Source organism: Micromonospora coerulea, assembly GCF_016598485.1.
GTDB lineage: Bacteria > Actinomycetota > Actinomycetes > Mycobacteriales > Micromonosporaceae > Micromonospora > Micromonospora coerulea.
In genome coordinates, this window is record NZ_JAEMUW010000003.1 from 238,012 (window position 1) to 253,989 (window position 15,978).

Consider the following 15,978-nt stretch of genomic DNA (forward strand, 5'->3'; position numbering starts at 1 on the left):
GGCACCGGCACGCCAGGTTTCAGCCGCCGCCGTGCCGGCCCCGACAGGTCAGGTCACGGCCCGCTGCCGCTATGGAGCTGATGACGTCAACGAATCGCGGGTGTCGGCCAGCCTCAGGCGGGCTCGCGCAGCTCGGCGACGAATGCTCGCCAGGCGGCAGGGGTGAAGGTGAGGGCCGGGCCGGCCGGGTTCTTGGAGTCGCGGACCGCCACCAGGCCGGGAAGGTTGTCGGCGACCTCGACACAGTTGCCGCCGTTGCCGCTGCTGCGGCTGCTCTTGCGCCACCGGGCGCCCGTCAGCTCCATGTATCCGCCACTTTCCTGATGAGGTCGACCGACTGCCAGTGGGACAACGCCTCGCCGCGCACGTTCTCCCACGCGGCCATTGTCGCCGCGATCTCATCGACGTCGCTAACCACTTGTCCCTGGAGCTGGTTGTCGAGGTAGCCGGCGAGTCGGTGGTCCGGGCAGGCCGCGATCACGAAGGGACCGTTCAGGCCGGCGTATGCGCCGACCGAGGACGGCACGACGTGGATCCGGACGTGCGGTTCGGCGCAGGCGGCAACCAGGGCGTGGAGTTGCTCGCGCATCGTCTCCGGACCACCGACGGGCCGGCGGAGAACTCCCTCGTCGATCACGGCCGTGAGCTGCGGCGGGTCCTCTCGTCGAAGGATGCCCTGGCGGGCGAGCCGAGCCCCGATATGCCGGTCGATGTCGGCCCTCGGCAGTGTGCCGGCGCCGGTGAGAATAGCTCTGGCATAGGCCTCGGTCTGCAAAAGGCCCGGCAGAACGAGGGATTCAAACGACCGCAGCGACACCGCCTCGCGCTCGATCTCCTGCCAGGGACGGAACCAAACTGGCTCACGACGTCTTGAAGTGTCCGGCCAAATGTCCCCGACGTCCCGCCCCAGCACCTCCGCCGCTGACATCCGATGCCGGGGATGGGGGATCCGACCCTCGCTGAGCCACCGTCCCACGGTCTTCGGGTCCACGCCCACTCGCTCGGCGAGCGTTCGGTCGTGTGTCCGGTCTCGCTTAGCGCCACCCGCAGCGCGTCGTTCACGGCCCCTCCATCGGACGTCTCGAATATCTACCGACCATATAGCTACGCGGTGTATCTGTCCGACCACGGAAGGAAGCGTGTTGGGCAGGACGGCGCGGCCGGTGGAGGTAGAGAGCCCGGCGGTCAGCGTCAGCGCCCGGGGCCGCCCCGCCAACGACGTCGGGGCGGCCCCCTCGAACCTCCTCCGAAGGGAGCCCACCGTGCGTTTCCGGTTCTGGCGGCACCAGCCCGAGACGTCGATCCACATACCGCCGCAGCGGACGCCGTTGAACGGGCGGCCGAGCGGGGCGACCCGGCCGACCGAGGTCTTTCCGACGACCGACCCGGGTCGCGTGGGCAACCTCACTCCGGCGCAGCGCTGGCGGGCCGGCGGGTGGCGGCGCAACGGCGGCAGGAGATGAGCCGCCCGTCCCGGCCGCACCTGCCGATGCGTCCGCTGTGGCGCTGCCGGTGCTGCGGCGCGGAGTGGCCCTGCCAGCCGGCGCGACTGTCCCTACTGATCGAGTACCGCGAGGATCGGACCGCGCTGCTGGTCTACCTCGGCACCCTGATGGCCGAGGCCGGCGCGCAGTTGTCCCAGCTCAACGGCCACGCCGCGCCGGATAACCTGACCGAGCGCTTCCTGTCCTGGGCGCCGCGGGCCGGTGCGGCGGTCAGGCGCGGCGGGCCAGGGTGGCGCCGAGGGCCGCGCCGACCACGCAGGCCACGCCGAGCAGTTGCGGCCAGGCCAGCAGCTCGCCGAGGAGCAGCGCGCCGACCAGCGCGGCCACCGCCGGTTCCAGACTGAGCAGGACCGCGAAGACCCGCGCCGGCAGCCGGCGCAGCGCGGCCAACTCCGCCGAGTACGGCAGCAGCGACGACAGCAGCGCCACCCCCAGCCCGAGCGCGACGACCCGGGGGTCGAGCAGCTCGGCCCCGCCGGATGCCACCCCGAACGGCAGTACGCAGACCGCGCCGACCGCCATCCCCAGCGCCAACCCCCGGCTGCCCGGCACGTGCCCGCTCATCGCCTTGCCGAGCAGCACGTACCCGGCCCAGCCGACCGCGATCAGCGCGCAGAGCAGCAGCCCGACCGCGTCCACCCCCACCCCGCCCAGCCCGGCCAGCAGCAGCACACCCGCGCCGGCCAGTACCGCCCACAGCGCGTCGGCGAGCCGGCGGCTGCCCAGCAGCGACACCAGGAGCGGGCCGGCGAAGCCGACGGTGACCGCCACCCCGAGCGGCACCCGGTGCAGGGCGGCGTAGAAGGCGAGGTTCATCGCCGCCATGGCCGCGCCGAACGTCCCGACCAGCCCGGCCGCCCGCCAGCCCAGCCGCAGCGTGGGCCGGGTCGCCGCCAGCAGCACGAGCGCGCCGAGGCCGAGCCGCAGGGTGGTGGTGCCGCCGGGGCTGGTCGACGCGAAGAGCTGCTTGGCGACCGCCGCACCGACCTGGGTGGAGACCATCCCGAGGAGCATCAGCAGCGGTGGCGGTACGGCCTCGGGGCGGCCGAGCGCCGCGGCGAGCCGGGCGGCCGGCGGGAGCGAGAGGGGGCGGGAGGCGTGCGCGTACACCCGGACCACGATGGCGGGACGGTGGCCCGGCCGCGACCGGATTTCCCGCCCACCGGGCCGGCGGCACCGGCGCTAGCATCAGCGGCGGCACGATCATGCGAGGTGCCCCGCGCGAGCGGGGAGAATCGGGAAGCCGGTGCGAATCCGGCACGGGCCCGCCGCGGTGACCGGGGAGCCACCGTCCACGCGCGACACGCGCAGCCACTGGCCGCACGGCCGGGAAGGCGGACGGCCAGGCGTCGATCCGGGAGTCCGAAGACCGGCCTCGCGTCAGCTGCCCGCCCTGCCGGGCGGGCCGAGCGCAGCGGGAGCCTGCCATGAACCTGTACGACGTCATCCACCGCCGCCGGGACGTGCGCGCCGAGTTCACCGGCGCGCCGGTGCCCGACGACGCTCTGGCGCGCATCCTCACCGCGGCGCACGCCGCCCCGAACGTCGGCCATACCCAGCCGTGGGACTTCATCCTGGTCCGCGACCCGGAGACCCGCCGCCGCTTCCACCGCCATGTGCGCGAGGAGCGGGACACCTTCGCCGCCACCCTGGACGGTCCGGCTGCCGAGCGGTTCGCCCGGATCAAGATCGACGGGGTGCTGGAGTCGACATTGTCGGTGGTCGTGACGTACGACGCCGCGCGGGGCGGGCCGGCCGTGCTCGGGCGGCACGCCATCGCCGACGCCGGTCTCTACTCGGTCTGCCTGGCCATCCAGAACCTCTGGCTGGCCGCCACCGCCGAGGGGCTCGGTGTCGGGTGGGTCTCCTTCTACCGGGAGCCGTTCGTGGCCGGGCTGCTCGGCATCCCGGCCGGCATCCGCCCGGTGGCCTGGCTCTGCCTCGGGCCGGTCAGCCACCTGGAAGGCGTTCCCGACCTGGTCCGGTACGGCTGGCGCGCCGGCCGCCCGCTCGCCGCCGCGGTGCACGTCGACCGCTGGTCCGCCTGACCCCGCCCGCCGGCACGCTCGCGCCCTCCGGCCGCGCCACGCTGTCGGCGAAGGTGCTGGTGGCCGTGGGGTCGGCGGTTGCCGCCTTCGGGAAACCGCGTGTCGGAGAGCGCCCCGGCCGGGTGGTGCGGGTATCGGACGGGTGATTCACCATCGCCGCCCGGTTTGGGGCGGCTCCTGCCGGGAAGTCGGACCGGGTGCGCGAACTGATGACGAAACTCGAACAGGCCTCCGCGCTGGACCGGGTGGGCGACCGGTTGCAGCGCGTCGTGCAGTCCATCCTGCGTCCGCAGCGGGTCCGTGACGCGCTGCACGGCGTCTGGCTCGGTCACCCGCTGCATCCGGCGATGGTGCAGGTGCCGGTCGGCTCCTGGATCTCCGCTGCCGTGGTCGACCTGCTGCCCGGGCAGCGCCGGGCCGCCACCGCGCTGGTCGCGCTCGGCACGTTCAGCGCGGTCCCCGCCGCCGTGGCCGGGCTCAACGACTGGGCCGGCCTCGCCCGCGACCAGCGCCGGATCGGGCTGGTGCACGCCGCCTCCAACTCCATCGGGCTGGCCCTCTACGCCGGCTCCCTGGCCGCCCGGCTGAACGGGCGGCACGGACTGGGCCGGGCGCTGGCCTACCTGGGGCTGTCCGCCGCGAGCACCGGGGCCTACCTGGGCGGGCACCTGGCGTACAAGCAGGGGGCGCAGACCACCCAGAGCGTCTCCGAGCTGCACCGGATCAGCGACGGCTGGCACTCCCTGGCGGACATGGCCACGCTGCCGCAGCGGCAGCTGGTCACCCGCGAGGTGGACGACGTCTCGGTGATCCTCTACCGGCACGGTGACGAGGTCACCGTGATGCTGGAACGCTGTCCGCACCAGAGCGGCCCGCTCGGCCAGGGGGAGGTGCAGGAGATCAACGGCCACGACTGCGTCGTCTGCCCGTGGCACGGCAGCACGTTCCGGCTCAACGGTGGCGAGGTCGTGCACGGACCGTCCGCGAACGACCAGCAGGTCCTGCCGACCCGGGTGGTCGACGGGATGTTGGAGACCCGGCTGCCCTGACCGAGGCGCAGCGACGACCGTCGCCATCGGAGCGACCACGCGGCCGGAGCCACGACCGCTGCCGCCGGGGCGACAACGGTCAGCCGTGCCGGTCAGTCCTTCCGGTGCCGGCCACTGACCAGGGTGCGGCCGGCGGTCCGCAGGGCCGGCCGCCGGCGCAGGCCCAGCACCGCGCCGATCTGGGCACCCACGATGCTCGCCACCGCCAGCACGGCCGAGACCGCCAACGGGCGGTTGATCCCGTCATCGGTGATCGCCCGGGCCGCCCCGGCACCCATCGCGGGCGCCGGTCCGCCCGGCCCGTCGACGCCCGGCGCGGCCTGCTGCGGCGTGCCGGACCCGGGCGGGGCGGTCGGCGTACGAGGTGCCGGCCGGGCCGGTGCCGCCGGCCGGACCACCAGACGACCGGTCGCGTGCGGGCGGGCGCCCTCGTCGACCGCGCCGGCGGGCAGCTTCAGCAGCTGACCGGGGTGGATCCGGTCCGGGTCGGCCAGCCGGTTGAGCCGGGCCACCTCCCGGTAGCGGTCGAAGTCGTCCAGGTAGCGGTCGGCCACCTCGCCCAGGTAGTCGCCCTTCGCCACCCGGTACACCGAGAGCGCGGCCGGCTCCGGCACCTGCATACCGGTCGCCGTCCCGGCGGGCGTCGCCCGGCTGACGGCAGGGGCGACGGTGGGCGCCGTGGCGGCGGGCGGTGCGGCGCGGAAGGCGGTCGCCGCCGCAGCCGGCGGCGGCGCGGCCGCGGTGGCGGCGCTCGCGGCGACCGGGGTGGCGGCGAGGATCAGCGCCACCGAGCCGACCAGCGCGGCGGCGGCGCGCTGCTGCCGCCGCATCCCGGGCAGTCGGGGCGCCGGCCGGTGCAGTGACTGCGCCCCCAGCTCCACCAGCACCGAGAAGGCGAACGTCGCCCAGCCGAACCAGCCGAGCACCGCGAGCGCCCGCAGGAAGAGTTGCCCGTCGTCCCGGCTGGTCAGTGTCGTGCCGATCTCGGCGAGCGTGGGCAGGTGGTCGGGGAGCGGATTGCCGGCGAAGGCCAGGAGCGCGATCGGCCCGCCGGCCAGCACCGCGCAGAGCACGAGGAGGGAGCCGAGCCCGGTGAGGAGCTGGCCGGTCCGCCGTACGGCGGAGAGCTGCGGTGCGGCCATCGCTGCCTTCCTTCCTAGGGAGCGCCGGTGAGGGCCCGCGCGGTGGCCTCACCGGTGACGGTGACGGTGGTGCCGAAGCCGAAGAGGCCGAGCATGGCCCGGCGGTAGGTGATGCGGACGCGTACCTGGATCTGCTTCTCGCCGTCGACCACCGGGAAGCTGACGTCGTGGTCGAGGACCCCGCCCGCGGCGGCCAGGTAGGTGTCGACGGCGGCCCGGGCGCCCGGCTCGTCGATCTGCTTGGGGCCGCCCTCGATCGCGCGCGCCCGGTCGATCACCTGGCCGCCGCTGCGCGCCGCCTCGGCGGCGAGGTCGTCGGCCCGCTGCAACGAGCGCAGCTGCCCGGCTCCGTCGTAGGCCAGCCCGATGATCACGAGGACGCCGGTCATCGCGGCGGCGAGGAAGAGGCTGACCCGGCCGCTCTCCCGGGCCGTCCAGCCGGTCATCGCCGGCTCCGGTAGGTGTCCAGCGGCGAAGTGAAGGTCGCCGAGACGCTCTTGCCACCCGGCACCCCGGGCAGGCCCGGCGCCCGCAGGTCGGCGAAGGAGACCGTGCAGGTCACCGAGACCGTCACGGTCGCCGGCACGCCCGGCGCGCTGCGGTACGCCGCGCTGAAGGTGCTGTCCCTGCCGCCGACCGAGCCGGCGAACCGCAGCGCCGGCGCGCCGGTGCAGTTCAGGCCCGACCAGTCGAGCTGCCGGCGGGCCGCGTCGACGGCGGCGTCCCGGCCGGTGCGGGCGTCCCGGGCGATGGAGGCGGCCCGGGCGGCGTCGTGCGCGGCGGACTCCACCGCCTCGTCGGCGACGGCGGTCCGGCCGGCCACCCCGGCCAGCACCATCAGCGCGATGAAGGCGGGGGCGAGCACCGCCACCTCGATCGAGACGGATCCCCGGTCCGGCACCGGCCTCACCCCGTCGTCCAGCGTTCGACCGGGCCGTGCGCGGTCTGCCGGACCGGGAAGCTGACGCCCGGGATGACCGACAGTGAACGGCCGCTGACCGTGCAGGTGACCTCGGCGGCGCCGGCGACGCAGGTCGGGCCGGTGGCCTCCCAGCCGACCAGCCAGTCACCGGCCGCCCGCAGGAAGCGGGTGGCTCGGGCCTCCCCGACGCCGGGCGGCGCCTCGACCACCCGCTGCGCGTTGACGCCGCTCTGCGCCGCGTTCAGCGCGGTGGAGCGGGCGACGAACCAGGCGGCCAGCTGGATCGAGGCGAAGAGCAGGATCAGAATCACCGGCATCAGCACCGCCAGCTCCACCGGGTTGGCGCCCCGCTCCGCCCCGCCCCCGGCGAGCCGACGCCGGAGGCGGTCGCGGAGCCGCCCCGGACCGCGCCGGCCGGTGGGCCGGTCGGCGGCTGCCGACCGGCTCGGGTCCGTACGGGCGGGGCGGTTCATCACGGCGCGGTGTTGTTCGGGATGGCGTTCATCCAGTTGTTCGCCTTGGTCAGGGCGAGCGTGGTGACCGCCATGGCGACCGCGACCAGCCCGAAGATGATCACCGCGGTCGGCACCGGGCTGTCGCCCCGGTCGGCCTCCCGGCGCAACTCGGCCAGCCGGTTGACCACCGCGGTGTGCAGGTAGGTGTAGAGGTACATGGCCTTCTCCTTCTCGGTTGGGTTCACAGACGGGCGACGAACGGATAGACGGCGAAGCCGAGGAGCACGAAGACCAGCAGCGAGCCGGGGATGTCCAGCCGGCTGGTCACCCCCTCGGCCCGGGCCAGGTTGTCGGTGCGGATCTGGTCGCGCAGCGAGTCGGCCCGGCTGCGCAGCGTCTTGTGCACCTGCGCCCCCTCGCTGCCCGAGGAGCGCATGATCGCGCCCACGTCGCCCAGCTCCGCAATGCCGATCCGCCCGGCCAGCTCCTGCAACTCGTCCCACGGCGAGTGCATCTGCAACTGAGCGATCCGCAGCGACTCCCGGATCCGGTCGAAGACCCAGCCGTCGCAGACCGCCGCCGCGCGCTCCAGCGACTGCACCGGGCCGTGCGCCGCGGAGAGCTGCAACGCCACCAGGTCGAGATAGGTGCAGACCGCCTGGCGGAACTCGTCCCGCGCGGCGTCCGCCCGGGCCAGCACCGAGCGGTGCGCGAGCAGGCCGGCGACCAGCGCCATCCCCAGGCTGCCCAGCACCGGTACGACCAGCGGCACCGCCACTCCGCCGGCGAAGAGCACGGCCGACGCCAGCCCTGGCGTGGCGAAGCCGACCAGCGCGGAGAGCAGCACCGAGAGGGCGTACTGCTCGGGGGTCCGGTCGATCAGGGCGAGCTGCCGGTGCGGCGGACGCAGCCAGCGGGAGAACCCGCCCAGCCAGTCCGGCCCGCCACCCGCGACTGGCGCCTGACCGGGCGGCTGGTGCAGCCGGCGCAGCGCCGGGGCGAGCGCCGGGGTGGCCGGCAGCGCCTCGCGCACCACCAGGAAGAGGCCCAGCCCGATCACCGCCCCACCGACCACGGCGACGGCGAGTTGCCAGTTGAGGATCACCGTGACCGCCTTTCGATCCCGACCGCGGGGTCCGCAAGCTCACTCCTCGCGCTCACGCGATCGCCTCCTGGAGATCGGGGGCGGGCAGGAAGCGCGCCGGCCGGGGCGGCTGGCTCATCGACCGCACCCAGACCAGCAGCCCGATGAAGGTGCCGCCGAGCACCGCCATCACCAACTGCCCGGTGACCGACCCGTACGGCTGCACGTACTCCCGGTTGACCAGGCCGTACGCGAGGGTGGCCAGGGTCATCCCGGTGAGGAAGCGGACCGCGAACCGGGGCTGGGTGCGCTTCGCCTCGATCTCCCGCCGGGTGGCCACCTCGGCCGAGGCGGCTGAGGCGATCGACCCGAGCACGTCGCCCAGCCGCTCGCCCCGGTCGGTCAGGTGCAGGATCAGCGCGGCCACCACCTGGTCGCAGACCGGGTCGCCGATCTCGTCGGCGAAGGCGAGCAGGGCGGCGCGGGCCAGCCAGCCGGCCTGGAGCCGGGCGGCCAGGGTGCGTACCTCTTCCTGGATCTCCTCCGGGGCGGTGGCGATGGTGCCGACGATGGCCTGCTGGAGGCCCTGCCCGGTGCCGGAGATGTCCTTGAGCCGGCGGGTCCATTCGCCGACCGCCTCGATCCGGGCGATGGCCCGCTGCTCGGCCCGGCCCACGGCGAACAGCCAGGGCACACCCGGCACCGCCAGGGCGACCAGCAGACCCACCACCGGCAGCCCGGTGAGCAGGAAGGCCAGGGCGCCTACCAGTACCGCGCCGCCGAGCAGCAGCTGGTGGGTGCGCCGCTCGCGCGGGCTGCTGCCGGAGCCGGTCCAGAGCCGGCGCAGGCCCCGGCCCCCGCCGGGCGTCGGCCCCGGCGGCCGGGTGGTGCCGACCAGCGCGACGACGGCCAGCACCACTCCGGCGACGCCCGCCGCCCCGGCGAAGAGCGCGATCAGCTCGAGAGTCGTCATCGGGGGTCACCCTCCGCTCGTACCCGGGGACCCGGCCCACTGCGCGTGCCCACCGTTACCGCCGACCCAGTCGGGTGCGGCGGGGACGTCGCCAGGCGCCGGCGCCGGCCTCGACGAAGCGGGTCAGCAGCCGGGCGTCGTAGCCGACCCGGAGGAGCTGGTCCCGGATCCGCTCGGGCAGGTGGCGGGGCACCGCCCGGCCGTCCGGACCCGGCCCGAAGACCGTGGTGGTGGTGATCCGGTTGCCCTCGCCGACCCCGATCACCTCCTCCACGTGGGAGACGAACCGGTGCTTCCGGCCGCCGATCGCGGTCTCGTCCTCGACGGTGACGTAGACGATCAGATCCAGCGCGTTCCCGGCCATCCGGCGGGCCTGGTCGACCGTCATCTCCCGGCCGTGGGCCAGCGCCAGCTCGATGATCCGTTCGCTGACACCCGCCGGGGTACGGGCGTGGATGGTGCACAGCGAGCCCCGGCTGGTGGTCATCGCCTGGAGCATCGGCACGATCTCCCGGGACCGGACCTCGCCGACGATGATCCGCAGTACGCCCATCCGCAGCGAGACCGGGATCAGGTCGGCGATGCTCACCTCACCCGCCGGCCGGCCGTCCATCCCGCGCTCGCCGTGCCCCTCCCGGGACTCGAAGCTCATTACCGCCCGGTGCTTGTGGCCGCGGCGGGCCGGCAGCAGCTCCCGGCTCTCCTCCAGCAGCACGTACGGCTCGTCCGGCGGAATCTCGTCCATCAGCGCCCGGATGACCGTGGTCTTCCCCGCCCCGGCCAGCCCGGCCACCATGATGTTCAACCCGGCCCGCATCGCGGCGCGGAGAAAGTCGCGCAGCAGCGGGTCGATCATCTCGTCCAGGTCGGGACGGCTGCCGGCGATGTCCTCCAGGCTGACGTCCAGCGTGTTGTGCTTGCGGATCACCGCGTACGGGCGGTGGCTGACCAGGAAGACGGCGGCGAGCCGGCTGCCGTCGGGCAGTTGCAGGTCCAGCGTCGGCTTGGCGGTGGAGAGCGACCGCTCGGTCGCGCCGGCCCGGCGGGCCGCCGCCTGGAGGATCTCCACCAGCTCGTCGTCGCTGTCGGCGATCGGTTCGACCCAGTCCACGCCGCCGCCGTGCCGGGTGATCCGCACCTGGTCGCAGCCGAGGATGTGCACCTCCTCGATCGTGTCGTCGACGAGCAGCGTCTGGAGCCGGCCGAGGCCGACCAGCTCGGCGGTCACCTGGTCGAGCAGCAGCCGTTCGGCGTCGGCGGCCATCGGCGTGCCGGCCCGGCGCACCGCGTCCGCGTACGCGGAGACCACCGCCACGGCGAGCCGGGCGCGCTCCACCTCCTCGGCGTCCGCGTCGAACTCCCGGCCGCGCTGCCACCGGGTGAGCCGTTCGCTCAGTTCCCGGCGCAGCTCGCGGACCACGGCGAAGTCCACCCGGGGGCGGGGCGGCGGCGCCGTCACCGGGGGCGGCGGCGCGACCGCCACGGCCGGCTGCTGGTACCGACCGTTCGGCGCGGTCAGCGGCGGGGCCGTCGAGGTGGCGCCCGGCTGCTGCCCGCGCGGGTCGTGGGAGACCGGCTCAAACCGCATGGGGCGCCTCCGGTGCGGTCGGCGTGGCGGGGGCCCGCAGCTGAGCGGCCTCCGCCGGAACCGGCCAGGCCAGGCGGGCTCGGCGACGGTCTAGCAGCGCCCGGATCGGCACCTCCAGCGCGCCTGCCGCGCGCATCAGCGGCCGTCCGGCGCGCACGGTGCCGCCGAGGCCGAGCACGGCTGCGGTACGCGGATCGACCGGCAGCCGGGCGATCACCGGCAGCTGCAGCGCCTTGCTGATCTCGCTGGTGCCGTGCCCGTCGCCGACCACCAGCAGTCGCAGGGTGCCCGGTGGCACGCGGTGCTCGGCGAGGTCCCGCTCGACGGCCCGGATGGTGGCCCGCGTGGCCGAGAGGTCGGGCAGCGTGGCCCGGGTGACCAGCAGCACCACCGCGGCGGCGCGGAGCACCGGCCATGGTGGGCTCGCGACCTGCAACCGTCCGCAGTCGACCAGCACGTCGTACGGCGGCGTGCCCTTCTCCAGCGCGCCGAAGAAGTCGGCGAACCGCTGCCACAGCGGGGTGACAGTGCCGGCCTGGGCCGGATCGACCACGCCGGGCAGCAGCAGCCGTTCCCGCCTCGGGGCGTCCAGGTCGACCAGCTGCGACCAGAAGGCGGTCTCCAGGCCGCCGTCGCGCAGCTCCCCGACGGCCAGTTCGCCGATGCCGCGCGGCCCGTCGAGCGCCCCGCCGAGGTAGCCGGCGAGGATCGAGCCGCCCGCCGGGTCGCACTCGGCCAGCACCAGCCGCCGGTGCCAGCTCAGCGTGGCGGCCAGCGCCGCGGTGGTGACGCCCGGCGACCCCTTCGCGGAGGCCAGGGCGATGATCGCCATCAGGCCGCCTCGGTGAGCACGACCGCGATCCGGTCGTCGGCGGCCAGCGCCACCACGGCCGGCACGTCGCGTACGGCGAGCGCCAGGTAGACCACCACGTCGTCGTTCTCCGGGGTGGCGGTGTCGATCACCGTGGCCTCGAACCGGGTGCCGCCGCTGCGCGCCGGGCCGTCCGCGCTGTCGTCCGGGGTGCTGACCAGGAGCAGCTTGTCCCCGGCGTGCAGCTTGCGGGCCGGCACCTGGCTCGGTTCGAGGCCGAGCGCGAGCTGCTGCTGGCCGGGGCCGAGCAGCGGGTCGTCGGTGAGCTGCCCCCGGGTCAGCAGCGTGCCGGGCGTCAACGCCACGGCGGTCCGCAGGCCGACCACCTCGTCCAGCTTGCCGGCCGGCACCGGCGCCAGGCCCTGGCCGCCGGACACCTGCACCGCGACCAGGTCGGCGGCGCTGAGCTGCCGGCCCACCTCGACCGGTCGGGCCACCGCCAGGTAGCTGCCGGTGGCCCGGACCGAGGTGACCGCGAAGGCCGCGCCCAGCCCGCCGAGGGCGATCAGCAGCATCGCCAGGCCGAGCAGGCCGGGGCGTACCCGGCGCTGCCGGACCACCTTGGGGGGCGCCACCGGGGCGTCCACCGGGGTCCCGTTCCGCGTGACGATACTCACTGGTCCATCTCCGTTCGCGATTGCGGGCCTCGCAGAACCGGCTCACTCCTCAGGCTCACCGGGTCACCACCTGAAGTTCGACGATCTGGACGGGCACGGTGCCGCTGGTCCGCTGCTGGGCGATGTCGCCGTTCGGCGTGCCGTCGCCCGCCGCCCAGTGCACGTTCCAGTACGTGGTGGCGCTGACCTGGTAGGTGCCGGCCCGGCGGTAGCCCTGGTCGTAGCCGCAGTCGGGGGAGGGCCGGCCGGCGTGGGGGCCGTCCGCCGCGTACGGGGTGCCGGGGCCGGTGCAGGTGACCCGCGAGCCGTCGCCCATGGTCCAGACGATCCGGTCGACCGTGGCGGTGATCCGAACGGTGAGCCCGCGGTCCGAAGCGGACGCGGTCAGCGGGCCGAAGTAGCTGGCCCCGCCGCTGGCCCACATCCAGACCGGCAGCCCGACCAGCCCCGGCCCCTTGCTGCGCCGGGGCGCGACCGCCACCCGGGGCGGCAGCAGCGAGATCGAGGCGAGCGCCCGGCGGGCCAGTTCCTCCGGGTCCGGCGGGGCTCCGTAGCCCGGCGGCGGGCCGTCCCGCAGCACCACGTTCTGCGAGCCGAGGTCGCCGCCGTTGCAGGTCTGGACGTACCACTGCTGGCCCTCGGGGGCGGTGGGCTGCGGCTCGGCGAGCTTGTAGTAGCAGCCGTCGCCGCTGTTGAACCAGCCCAGGATGTCGTCGTAGCAGGGGATCACCCGGCCGTTCCACTGGCACTTGGCCGCGCCACCGCCGCCCGTGCCGCCCCAGCCGGCGTCCCCGCCGCCGCCCGGTCCGCCCGGCACCCCCGGGTCGTCGTCCCAGACGTTGCAGTCGGTCTGCCCGGGCGGGCACTCGGCGCCCGGATCGCCCGGCCCGGCGGCGGACGCGGGGGCGCCGGTCAGCGCCAGCAGCAGCGTCAGCCCCGTCGCGGCGAGCAGCCGGCGAGGCGTCCCGGCCCGGGCCGGTCGGGCCGGGACGCCCCTTCCTCCCCAGGTCAGCACGGCTGGTCCGGGTGCGCGGCGCCGACGTTGACCAACCACCGGCCGTCGGGATAGCGGGTCGCGGTGGCGGTGGCCAGGTGGCGACTTCCGCCGGAGCCGGGCACCACCTTCCGGTCCCTGGCGTAGACCAGCCGGTAGCCGGTCGCGTCCAGGCAGTCCTGGAGCTCCACCGTGGGCGGGTCGGCGTCCAGGTTGACCGAGACGACGGTGGGGTCGGAAACGAGCTTCCCGGTACGCATCGCGCCGTGCTCCTTCGCCTCACGAATTGCCAGTCGAACCCGGGTCAGCAGCGGATCCGCCACGAATCGGGCCAGTGCCGGGTGGCCCGGATCGCTGCGCGCGCTCGCCGCTCGGGACGCGTCGAGATAGCCCGAATAGGCGGCCAGGGCCGCCTTTCCCGCCGCCTGTTCGTCGGCGTCGGAATGGGTGACCGGGGCGGCGTCGCGGCCCGTCGGAGGTCGGGCCGCCGCCTCCCGGTCGGTGCCGCAGCCGGCACCCGCGCCCAGCAACGCAAGGCTGAGCAGGCAGGATGTCCATCGGCGGGATTGCCGTGTACGCAACGCCGAGCCCTCCTCGGTAGCGTCCCGGAGCCGCCGGATCGGCGTACTCCGGGCAGGCGGAAGCGCGCCCGGATGTGCTCGTCCGAGCCGGAAGTCGCTGCCGCTGCATTTACCCGTACGGATCTTTTACGAATTCGGAATCTGATGTCTCCGGTTGGCCTCCGACGCCAATTGAGCGGGGGTTGCGTCGTACCCAAGGGGCGAGCATAGGCTGACGCTCGCCGATGCAACAGAGGCAATTCATCTGAACACGCTGAGTGATGACGGGTGGTGGTGACGGGTGGGTGTCCGGAGGATGACGCGACGGTCCGGCGCGGTGGCGGTCGCGGGCCGGCGCGGCGGGGTCGGGCCGGTGGCCGGGCCACTTTCATCCGGCCGTGCGGCCGGAGGATTGGGTGGCAACGATGCCGCTGGTCCGATCCGTCCCGGTGCCCGGGCGGCCGTCCGAAGGGTCTGGCCGGTCGCGGACCGCGCGGCGAAGGCCACCCCGGTCCGCCCCGCCGGCGCGCGACTTTGCGCGCCATCCGCCACTCAGCCGGCGGGCAAATTTCACTCTCCGTGCTCCAGAGTGGAACACATCGCGACCGTCCGGCGGGTCGGGAGGTGACCGGTCGGGGACTGTGGGCCGCCGACCGGACCGCCGCCGGGGAGGCGTGCGCACCGGTCACCCGCCCGCTCGTACGCCTGCTGGCCGCCCTGACGCTCGTACCGGTGCTCCGGCTGGCGGTGGCCCGGTACGCCGTACCGCCGGGGTCCGCGGACCGGGCCGGGTGCGACGGCTGCGCCGCGCCGATCGGCCTGGACCGGCCGCTGCCGGCGCTCGGGCCGGTGGCCCGCTGCCCGGCCTGCCGGGCCCGGGTCGGGGCGCCGCCAGGCGCGGTAGAGCTGGCCCTGCTCGCGGCGCTCGCGGTGCTCTCGCTGGCCGGCGGCTCCGCCGGCGAGCGGTTCGCGCTGGCCTGGTGGCTGGCCTGGGCGGTGCCGCTGGCCCTGGTCGACGCGGCCGTGCACCGGCTGCCGGACCGGCTCAGCTATCCGGCGGCGGCGGGCGCCTGGGCGCTGCTCGGGCTGACCGCGCTGACCGGGGCCGGGGCGGGGCCGTGGCTGCGCGCCACGCTCGCCGGGCTGGGGCTCGCGCTCGCCTTCGCGGCGACCACGCTGCTGCTCGGCCGCCGCGGGTTCGGGCTCGGCGACGCCAAGCTCGCGCTGAGCGCCGGGGCGCTGCTCGGCTGGTACGGCTGGCCGGTCGTGCTGGCCGGCCTGGTGCTCGCCTTCACCCTCTCCGCCCTGGTCGGCCTCGCCCTGCTGGCAACCCGCCGGGCCCGCTGGTCCAGCCACCTCCCCTTCGGCCCGTTCCTCATCCTCGCCACCACCCTGGCCCTCCTCCTCACCCCCTGATCCCCCGCCCCGGGGTCAGCGGCGGGCGGGGTGGGTCAGGGGGCGGGCGGCGCGGCGGACCCGCCAGCGGAGGGCCTCGGCGAGCGGGCGGGCCGCGAGCGGGGTGACCAGCGTGCCGACCAGGGCGCCGAGGAGCAGGCCGGCGGCCACGTCGTGCGGATAGTGCACGCCGATGAACGTGCGGGACAGCGCGGCGAGCAGGGCCAGCGGCGCGGCCACCAGCCCGATCCGGCGGTGCAGCAGCAGCGTCGCCGCGGCCAGTGCCCCGGCGATGGTGGCGTGGTTGCTGGGGAAGGACCAGTCACCGGCCGGTGGGCAGTGGGCGGCCACGATCACCAGGTCGGCGGGGCTGCGGCAGGGGCGGTCCTCGGCGATCACGTCCTTGAGTCCCTCGCTGCCGCCGTACGCCAGCAGCACCGACACCGGGGCGGCCAGCGCGAGCGCCCGGCCCCGGATGTCGCGGCCGAGCAGCCGGGTCGCCGCCGCCAGCACCAGCAGCAGGCCGAGCAGCAGGATCCCGCCCTCGGTGAAGTGGGTGGCGAACCAGTGCACCGGTTGCGGGGTGGCGTCGGCGAAGTCCACGATGTCGTGGTACCAATCCACGCTGATGTCCGGCACATCGGTCATGTCGGTGTTGGTCATGAATCACCTCACCAACTGTTCATACTCCGTTCATCTGGAGGCTGCCCTGGGAATCACCGGTAGGGCACCGATGTCTCAGGCACCTCTCAGCCGGGCCTGAATCGGTGGCCGT

At 75.0% G+C, this 15,978-nt stretch carries 19 protein-coding genes, 2 pseudogenes and 1 riboswitch; of the genes and pseudogenes, 5 read left to right on the forward strand and 16 right to left on the reverse strand.

Annotated elements, in window-relative coordinates:
- Nucleotides 1-113: 113 nt before the first annotated feature.
- Nucleotides 114-305 (reverse strand): DUF397 domain-containing protein, encoded by a 192-nt coding sequence (locus I8N68_RS05730; protein WP_200208784.1) that lies wholly within the window; start codon nucleotides 303-305, stop codon nucleotides 114-116.
- Nucleotides 296-1,062: pseudogene (locus tag I8N68_RS05735) on the reverse strand (helix-turn-helix domain-containing protein). Before I8N68_RS05735 ends, I8N68_RS05730 begins: the two are co-directional and overlap by 10 nt.
- A 200-nt stretch (nucleotides 1,063-1,262) precedes the next feature.
- On the opposite strand from I8N68_RS05735, the gene I8N68_RS05740 reads away from it, so the two are divergent.
- A complete protein-coding gene (locus tag I8N68_RS05740; protein WP_200208785.1) occupies nucleotides 1,263-1,463 on the forward strand; it encodes a hypothetical protein in 201 nt (66 codons plus the stop codon).
- Nucleotides 1,460-1,693, forward strand: a pseudogene (locus tag I8N68_RS33835) (flavin reductase); the annotation flags it as partial. The gene I8N68_RS05740 and the pseudogene I8N68_RS33835, both read left to right, overlap by 4 nt.
- A 22-nt stretch (nucleotides 1,694-1,715) precedes the next feature.
- Here I8N68_RS33835 and I8N68_RS05745 read toward each other — a convergent pair.
- Nucleotides 1,716-2,624, reverse strand: coding sequence for an EamA family transporter (locus I8N68_RS05745; protein ID WP_307812633.1), 909 nt, complete (start codon nucleotides 2,622-2,624; stop codon nucleotides 1,716-1,718).
- 74 nt (nucleotides 2,625-2,698) lie between these two features.
- Nucleotides 2,699-2,897: riboswitch (cobalamin riboswitch) on the forward strand.
- A 35-nt stretch (nucleotides 2,898-2,932) separates the two neighbouring features.
- Between I8N68_RS05745 and bluB the strand changes: the two genes are divergently transcribed.
- On the forward strand, nucleotides 2,933-3,553 hold the full coding sequence (bluB, locus tag I8N68_RS05750; protein ID WP_200208786.1) for a 5,6-dimethylbenzimidazole synthase: 621 nt from the start codon (nucleotides 2,933-2,935) through the stop codon (nucleotides 3,551-3,553).
- A 197-nt stretch (nucleotides 3,554-3,750) separates the two neighbouring features.
- Entirely contained in the window at nucleotides 3,751-4,602 is an 852-nt protein-coding gene (locus tag I8N68_RS05755; RefSeq protein ID WP_200208787.1) for a Rieske (2Fe-2S) protein, read from the forward strand.
- A 92-nt stretch (nucleotides 4,603-4,694) separates the two neighbouring features.
- Here I8N68_RS05755 and I8N68_RS05760 read toward each other — a convergent pair whose 3' ends face one another.
- The 12 genes from I8N68_RS05760 to I8N68_RS05815 are packed head-to-tail and all read right to left on the reverse strand — an operon-like array spanning nucleotide 4,695 to nucleotide 13,829.
- Entirely contained in the window at nucleotides 4,695-5,744 is a 1,050-nt protein-coding gene (locus I8N68_RS05760) for a LysM peptidoglycan-binding domain-containing protein (protein ID WP_200208788.1), read from the reverse strand.
- 14 nt (nucleotides 5,745-5,758) lie between these two features.
- The gene (locus I8N68_RS05765; protein ID WP_200208789.1) at nucleotides 5,759-6,190 is read right to left on the reverse strand and encodes a hypothetical protein; all 432 of its coding nucleotides are present in this window, start codon (nucleotides 6,188-6,190) and stop codon (nucleotides 5,759-5,761) included.
- Nucleotides 6,187-6,654, reverse strand: a complete 468-nt coding sequence (locus tag I8N68_RS05770) for a TadE/TadG family type IV pilus assembly protein (RefSeq protein ID WP_307812635.1) — start codon at nucleotides 6,652-6,654, stop codon at nucleotides 6,187-6,189. The genes I8N68_RS05765 and I8N68_RS05770 overlap by 4 nt, the downstream gene beginning before the upstream one ends.
- Nucleotides 6,651-7,139, reverse strand: coding sequence for a TadE/TadG family type IV pilus assembly protein (locus I8N68_RS05775; protein ID WP_200208790.1), 489 nt, complete (start codon nucleotides 7,137-7,139; stop codon nucleotides 6,651-6,653). The genes I8N68_RS05770 and I8N68_RS05775 overlap by 4 nt, the downstream gene beginning before the upstream one ends.
- Complete coding sequence (locus tag I8N68_RS05780) at nucleotides 7,139-7,339, reverse strand: hypothetical protein (RefSeq protein WP_200208791.1); 201 nt, start codon at nucleotides 7,337-7,339, stop codon at nucleotides 7,139-7,141. The genes I8N68_RS05775 and I8N68_RS05780 overlap by 1 nt, the downstream gene beginning before the upstream one ends.
- A 23-nt stretch (nucleotides 7,340-7,362) precedes the next feature.
- Nucleotides 7,363-8,223, reverse strand: coding sequence for a type II secretion system F family protein (locus I8N68_RS05785; protein ID WP_200208953.1), 861 nt, complete (start codon nucleotides 8,221-8,223; stop codon nucleotides 7,363-7,365).
- 55 nt (nucleotides 8,224-8,278) lie between these two features.
- Nucleotides 8,279-9,178: a type II secretion system F family protein gene (locus I8N68_RS05790; RefSeq protein ID WP_200208792.1), complete on the reverse strand. Its 900-nt coding sequence runs from the start codon at nucleotides 9,176-9,178 to the stop codon at nucleotides 8,279-8,281.
- 55 nt (nucleotides 9,179-9,233) lie between these two features.
- On the reverse strand, nucleotides 9,234-10,766 hold the full coding sequence (locus I8N68_RS05795; protein WP_200208793.1) for a TadA family conjugal transfer-associated ATPase: 1,533 nt from the start codon (nucleotides 10,764-10,766) through the stop codon (nucleotides 9,234-9,236).
- Nucleotides 10,756-11,598: a CpaE/TadZ family protein gene (locus I8N68_RS05800; RefSeq protein WP_234038825.1), complete on the reverse strand. Its 843-nt coding sequence runs from the start codon at nucleotides 11,596-11,598 to the stop codon at nucleotides 10,756-10,758. The genes I8N68_RS05795 and I8N68_RS05800 overlap by 11 nt, the downstream gene beginning before the upstream one ends.
- Nucleotides 11,598-12,254 (reverse strand): SAF domain-containing protein, encoded by a 657-nt coding sequence (locus tag I8N68_RS05805; RefSeq protein WP_200208794.1) that lies wholly within the window; start codon nucleotides 12,252-12,254, stop codon nucleotides 11,598-11,600. Before I8N68_RS05805 ends, I8N68_RS05800 begins: the two co-directional genes overlap by 1 nt.
- Before the next feature lie 55 nt (nucleotides 12,255-12,309).
- Nucleotides 12,310-13,269 (reverse strand): hypothetical protein, encoded by a 960-nt coding sequence (locus tag I8N68_RS05810; RefSeq protein ID WP_200208795.1) that lies wholly within the window; start codon nucleotides 13,267-13,269, stop codon nucleotides 12,310-12,312.
- Nucleotides 13,263-13,829, reverse strand: coding sequence for a hypothetical protein (locus tag I8N68_RS05815; protein WP_200208796.1), 567 nt, complete (start codon nucleotides 13,827-13,829; stop codon nucleotides 13,263-13,265). Before I8N68_RS05815 ends, I8N68_RS05810 begins: the two co-directional genes overlap by 7 nt.
- A 684-nt stretch (nucleotides 13,830-14,513) precedes the next feature.
- Here I8N68_RS05815 and I8N68_RS05820 point away from each other — a divergent pair.
- Nucleotides 14,514-15,224: a prepilin peptidase gene (locus I8N68_RS05820; protein WP_200208954.1), complete on the forward strand. Its 711-nt coding sequence runs from the start codon at nucleotides 14,514-14,516 to the stop codon at nucleotides 15,222-15,224.
- A 15-nt stretch (nucleotides 15,225-15,239) separates the two neighbouring features.
- On the opposite strand, the gene I8N68_RS05825 is transcribed toward I8N68_RS05820, so the two are convergent.
- Nucleotides 15,240-15,866, reverse strand: coding sequence for a phosphatase PAP2 family protein (locus I8N68_RS05825; RefSeq protein WP_200208797.1), 627 nt, complete (start codon nucleotides 15,864-15,866; stop codon nucleotides 15,240-15,242).
- Nucleotides 15,867-15,978: the final 112 nt, after the last annotated feature.

Excerpts from the sequence above, each read along its gene's own strand:
- bluB (WP_200208786.1), top strand. The coding sequence starts at position 2,933 with ATGAACCTGTACGACGTCATCCACCGCCGCCGGGACGTGCGCGCCGAG.
- I8N68_RS05775 (WP_200208790.1), bottom strand. The coding sequence starts at position 7,139 with ATGAACCGCCCCGCCCGTACGGACCCGAGCCGGTCGGCAGCCGCCGAC.
- I8N68_RS05825 (WP_200208797.1), bottom strand. The coding sequence starts at position 15,866 with ATGACCAACACCGACATGACCGATGTGCCGGACATCAGCGTGGATTGG.
- I8N68_RS05800 (WP_234038825.1), bottom strand. The coding sequence starts at position 11,598 with ATGGCGATCATCGCCCTGGCCTCCGCGAAGGGGTCGCCGGGCGTCACC.
- I8N68_RS05780 (WP_200208791.1), bottom strand. The coding sequence starts at position 7,339 with ATGTACCTCTACACCTACCTGCACACCGCGGTGGTCAACCGGCTGGCC.
- I8N68_RS05760 (WP_200208788.1), bottom strand. The coding sequence starts at position 5,744 with ATGGCCGCACCGCAGCTCTCCGCCGTACGGCGGACCGGCCAGCTCCTC.
- I8N68_RS05790 (WP_200208792.1), bottom strand. The coding sequence starts at position 9,178 with ATGACGACTCTCGAGCTGATCGCGCTCTTCGCCGGGGCGGCGGGCGTC.
- I8N68_RS05795 (WP_200208793.1), bottom strand. The coding sequence starts at position 10,766 with ATGCGGTTTGAGCCGGTCTCCCACGACCCGCGCGGGCAGCAGCCGGGC.
- I8N68_RS05730 (WP_200208784.1), bottom strand. The coding sequence starts at position 305 with ATGGAGCTGACGGGCGCCCGGTGGCGCAAGAGCAGCCGCAGCAGCGGC.
- I8N68_RS05765 (WP_200208789.1), bottom strand. The coding sequence starts at position 6,190 with ATGACCGGCTGGACGGCCCGGGAGAGCGGCCGGGTCAGCCTCTTCCTC.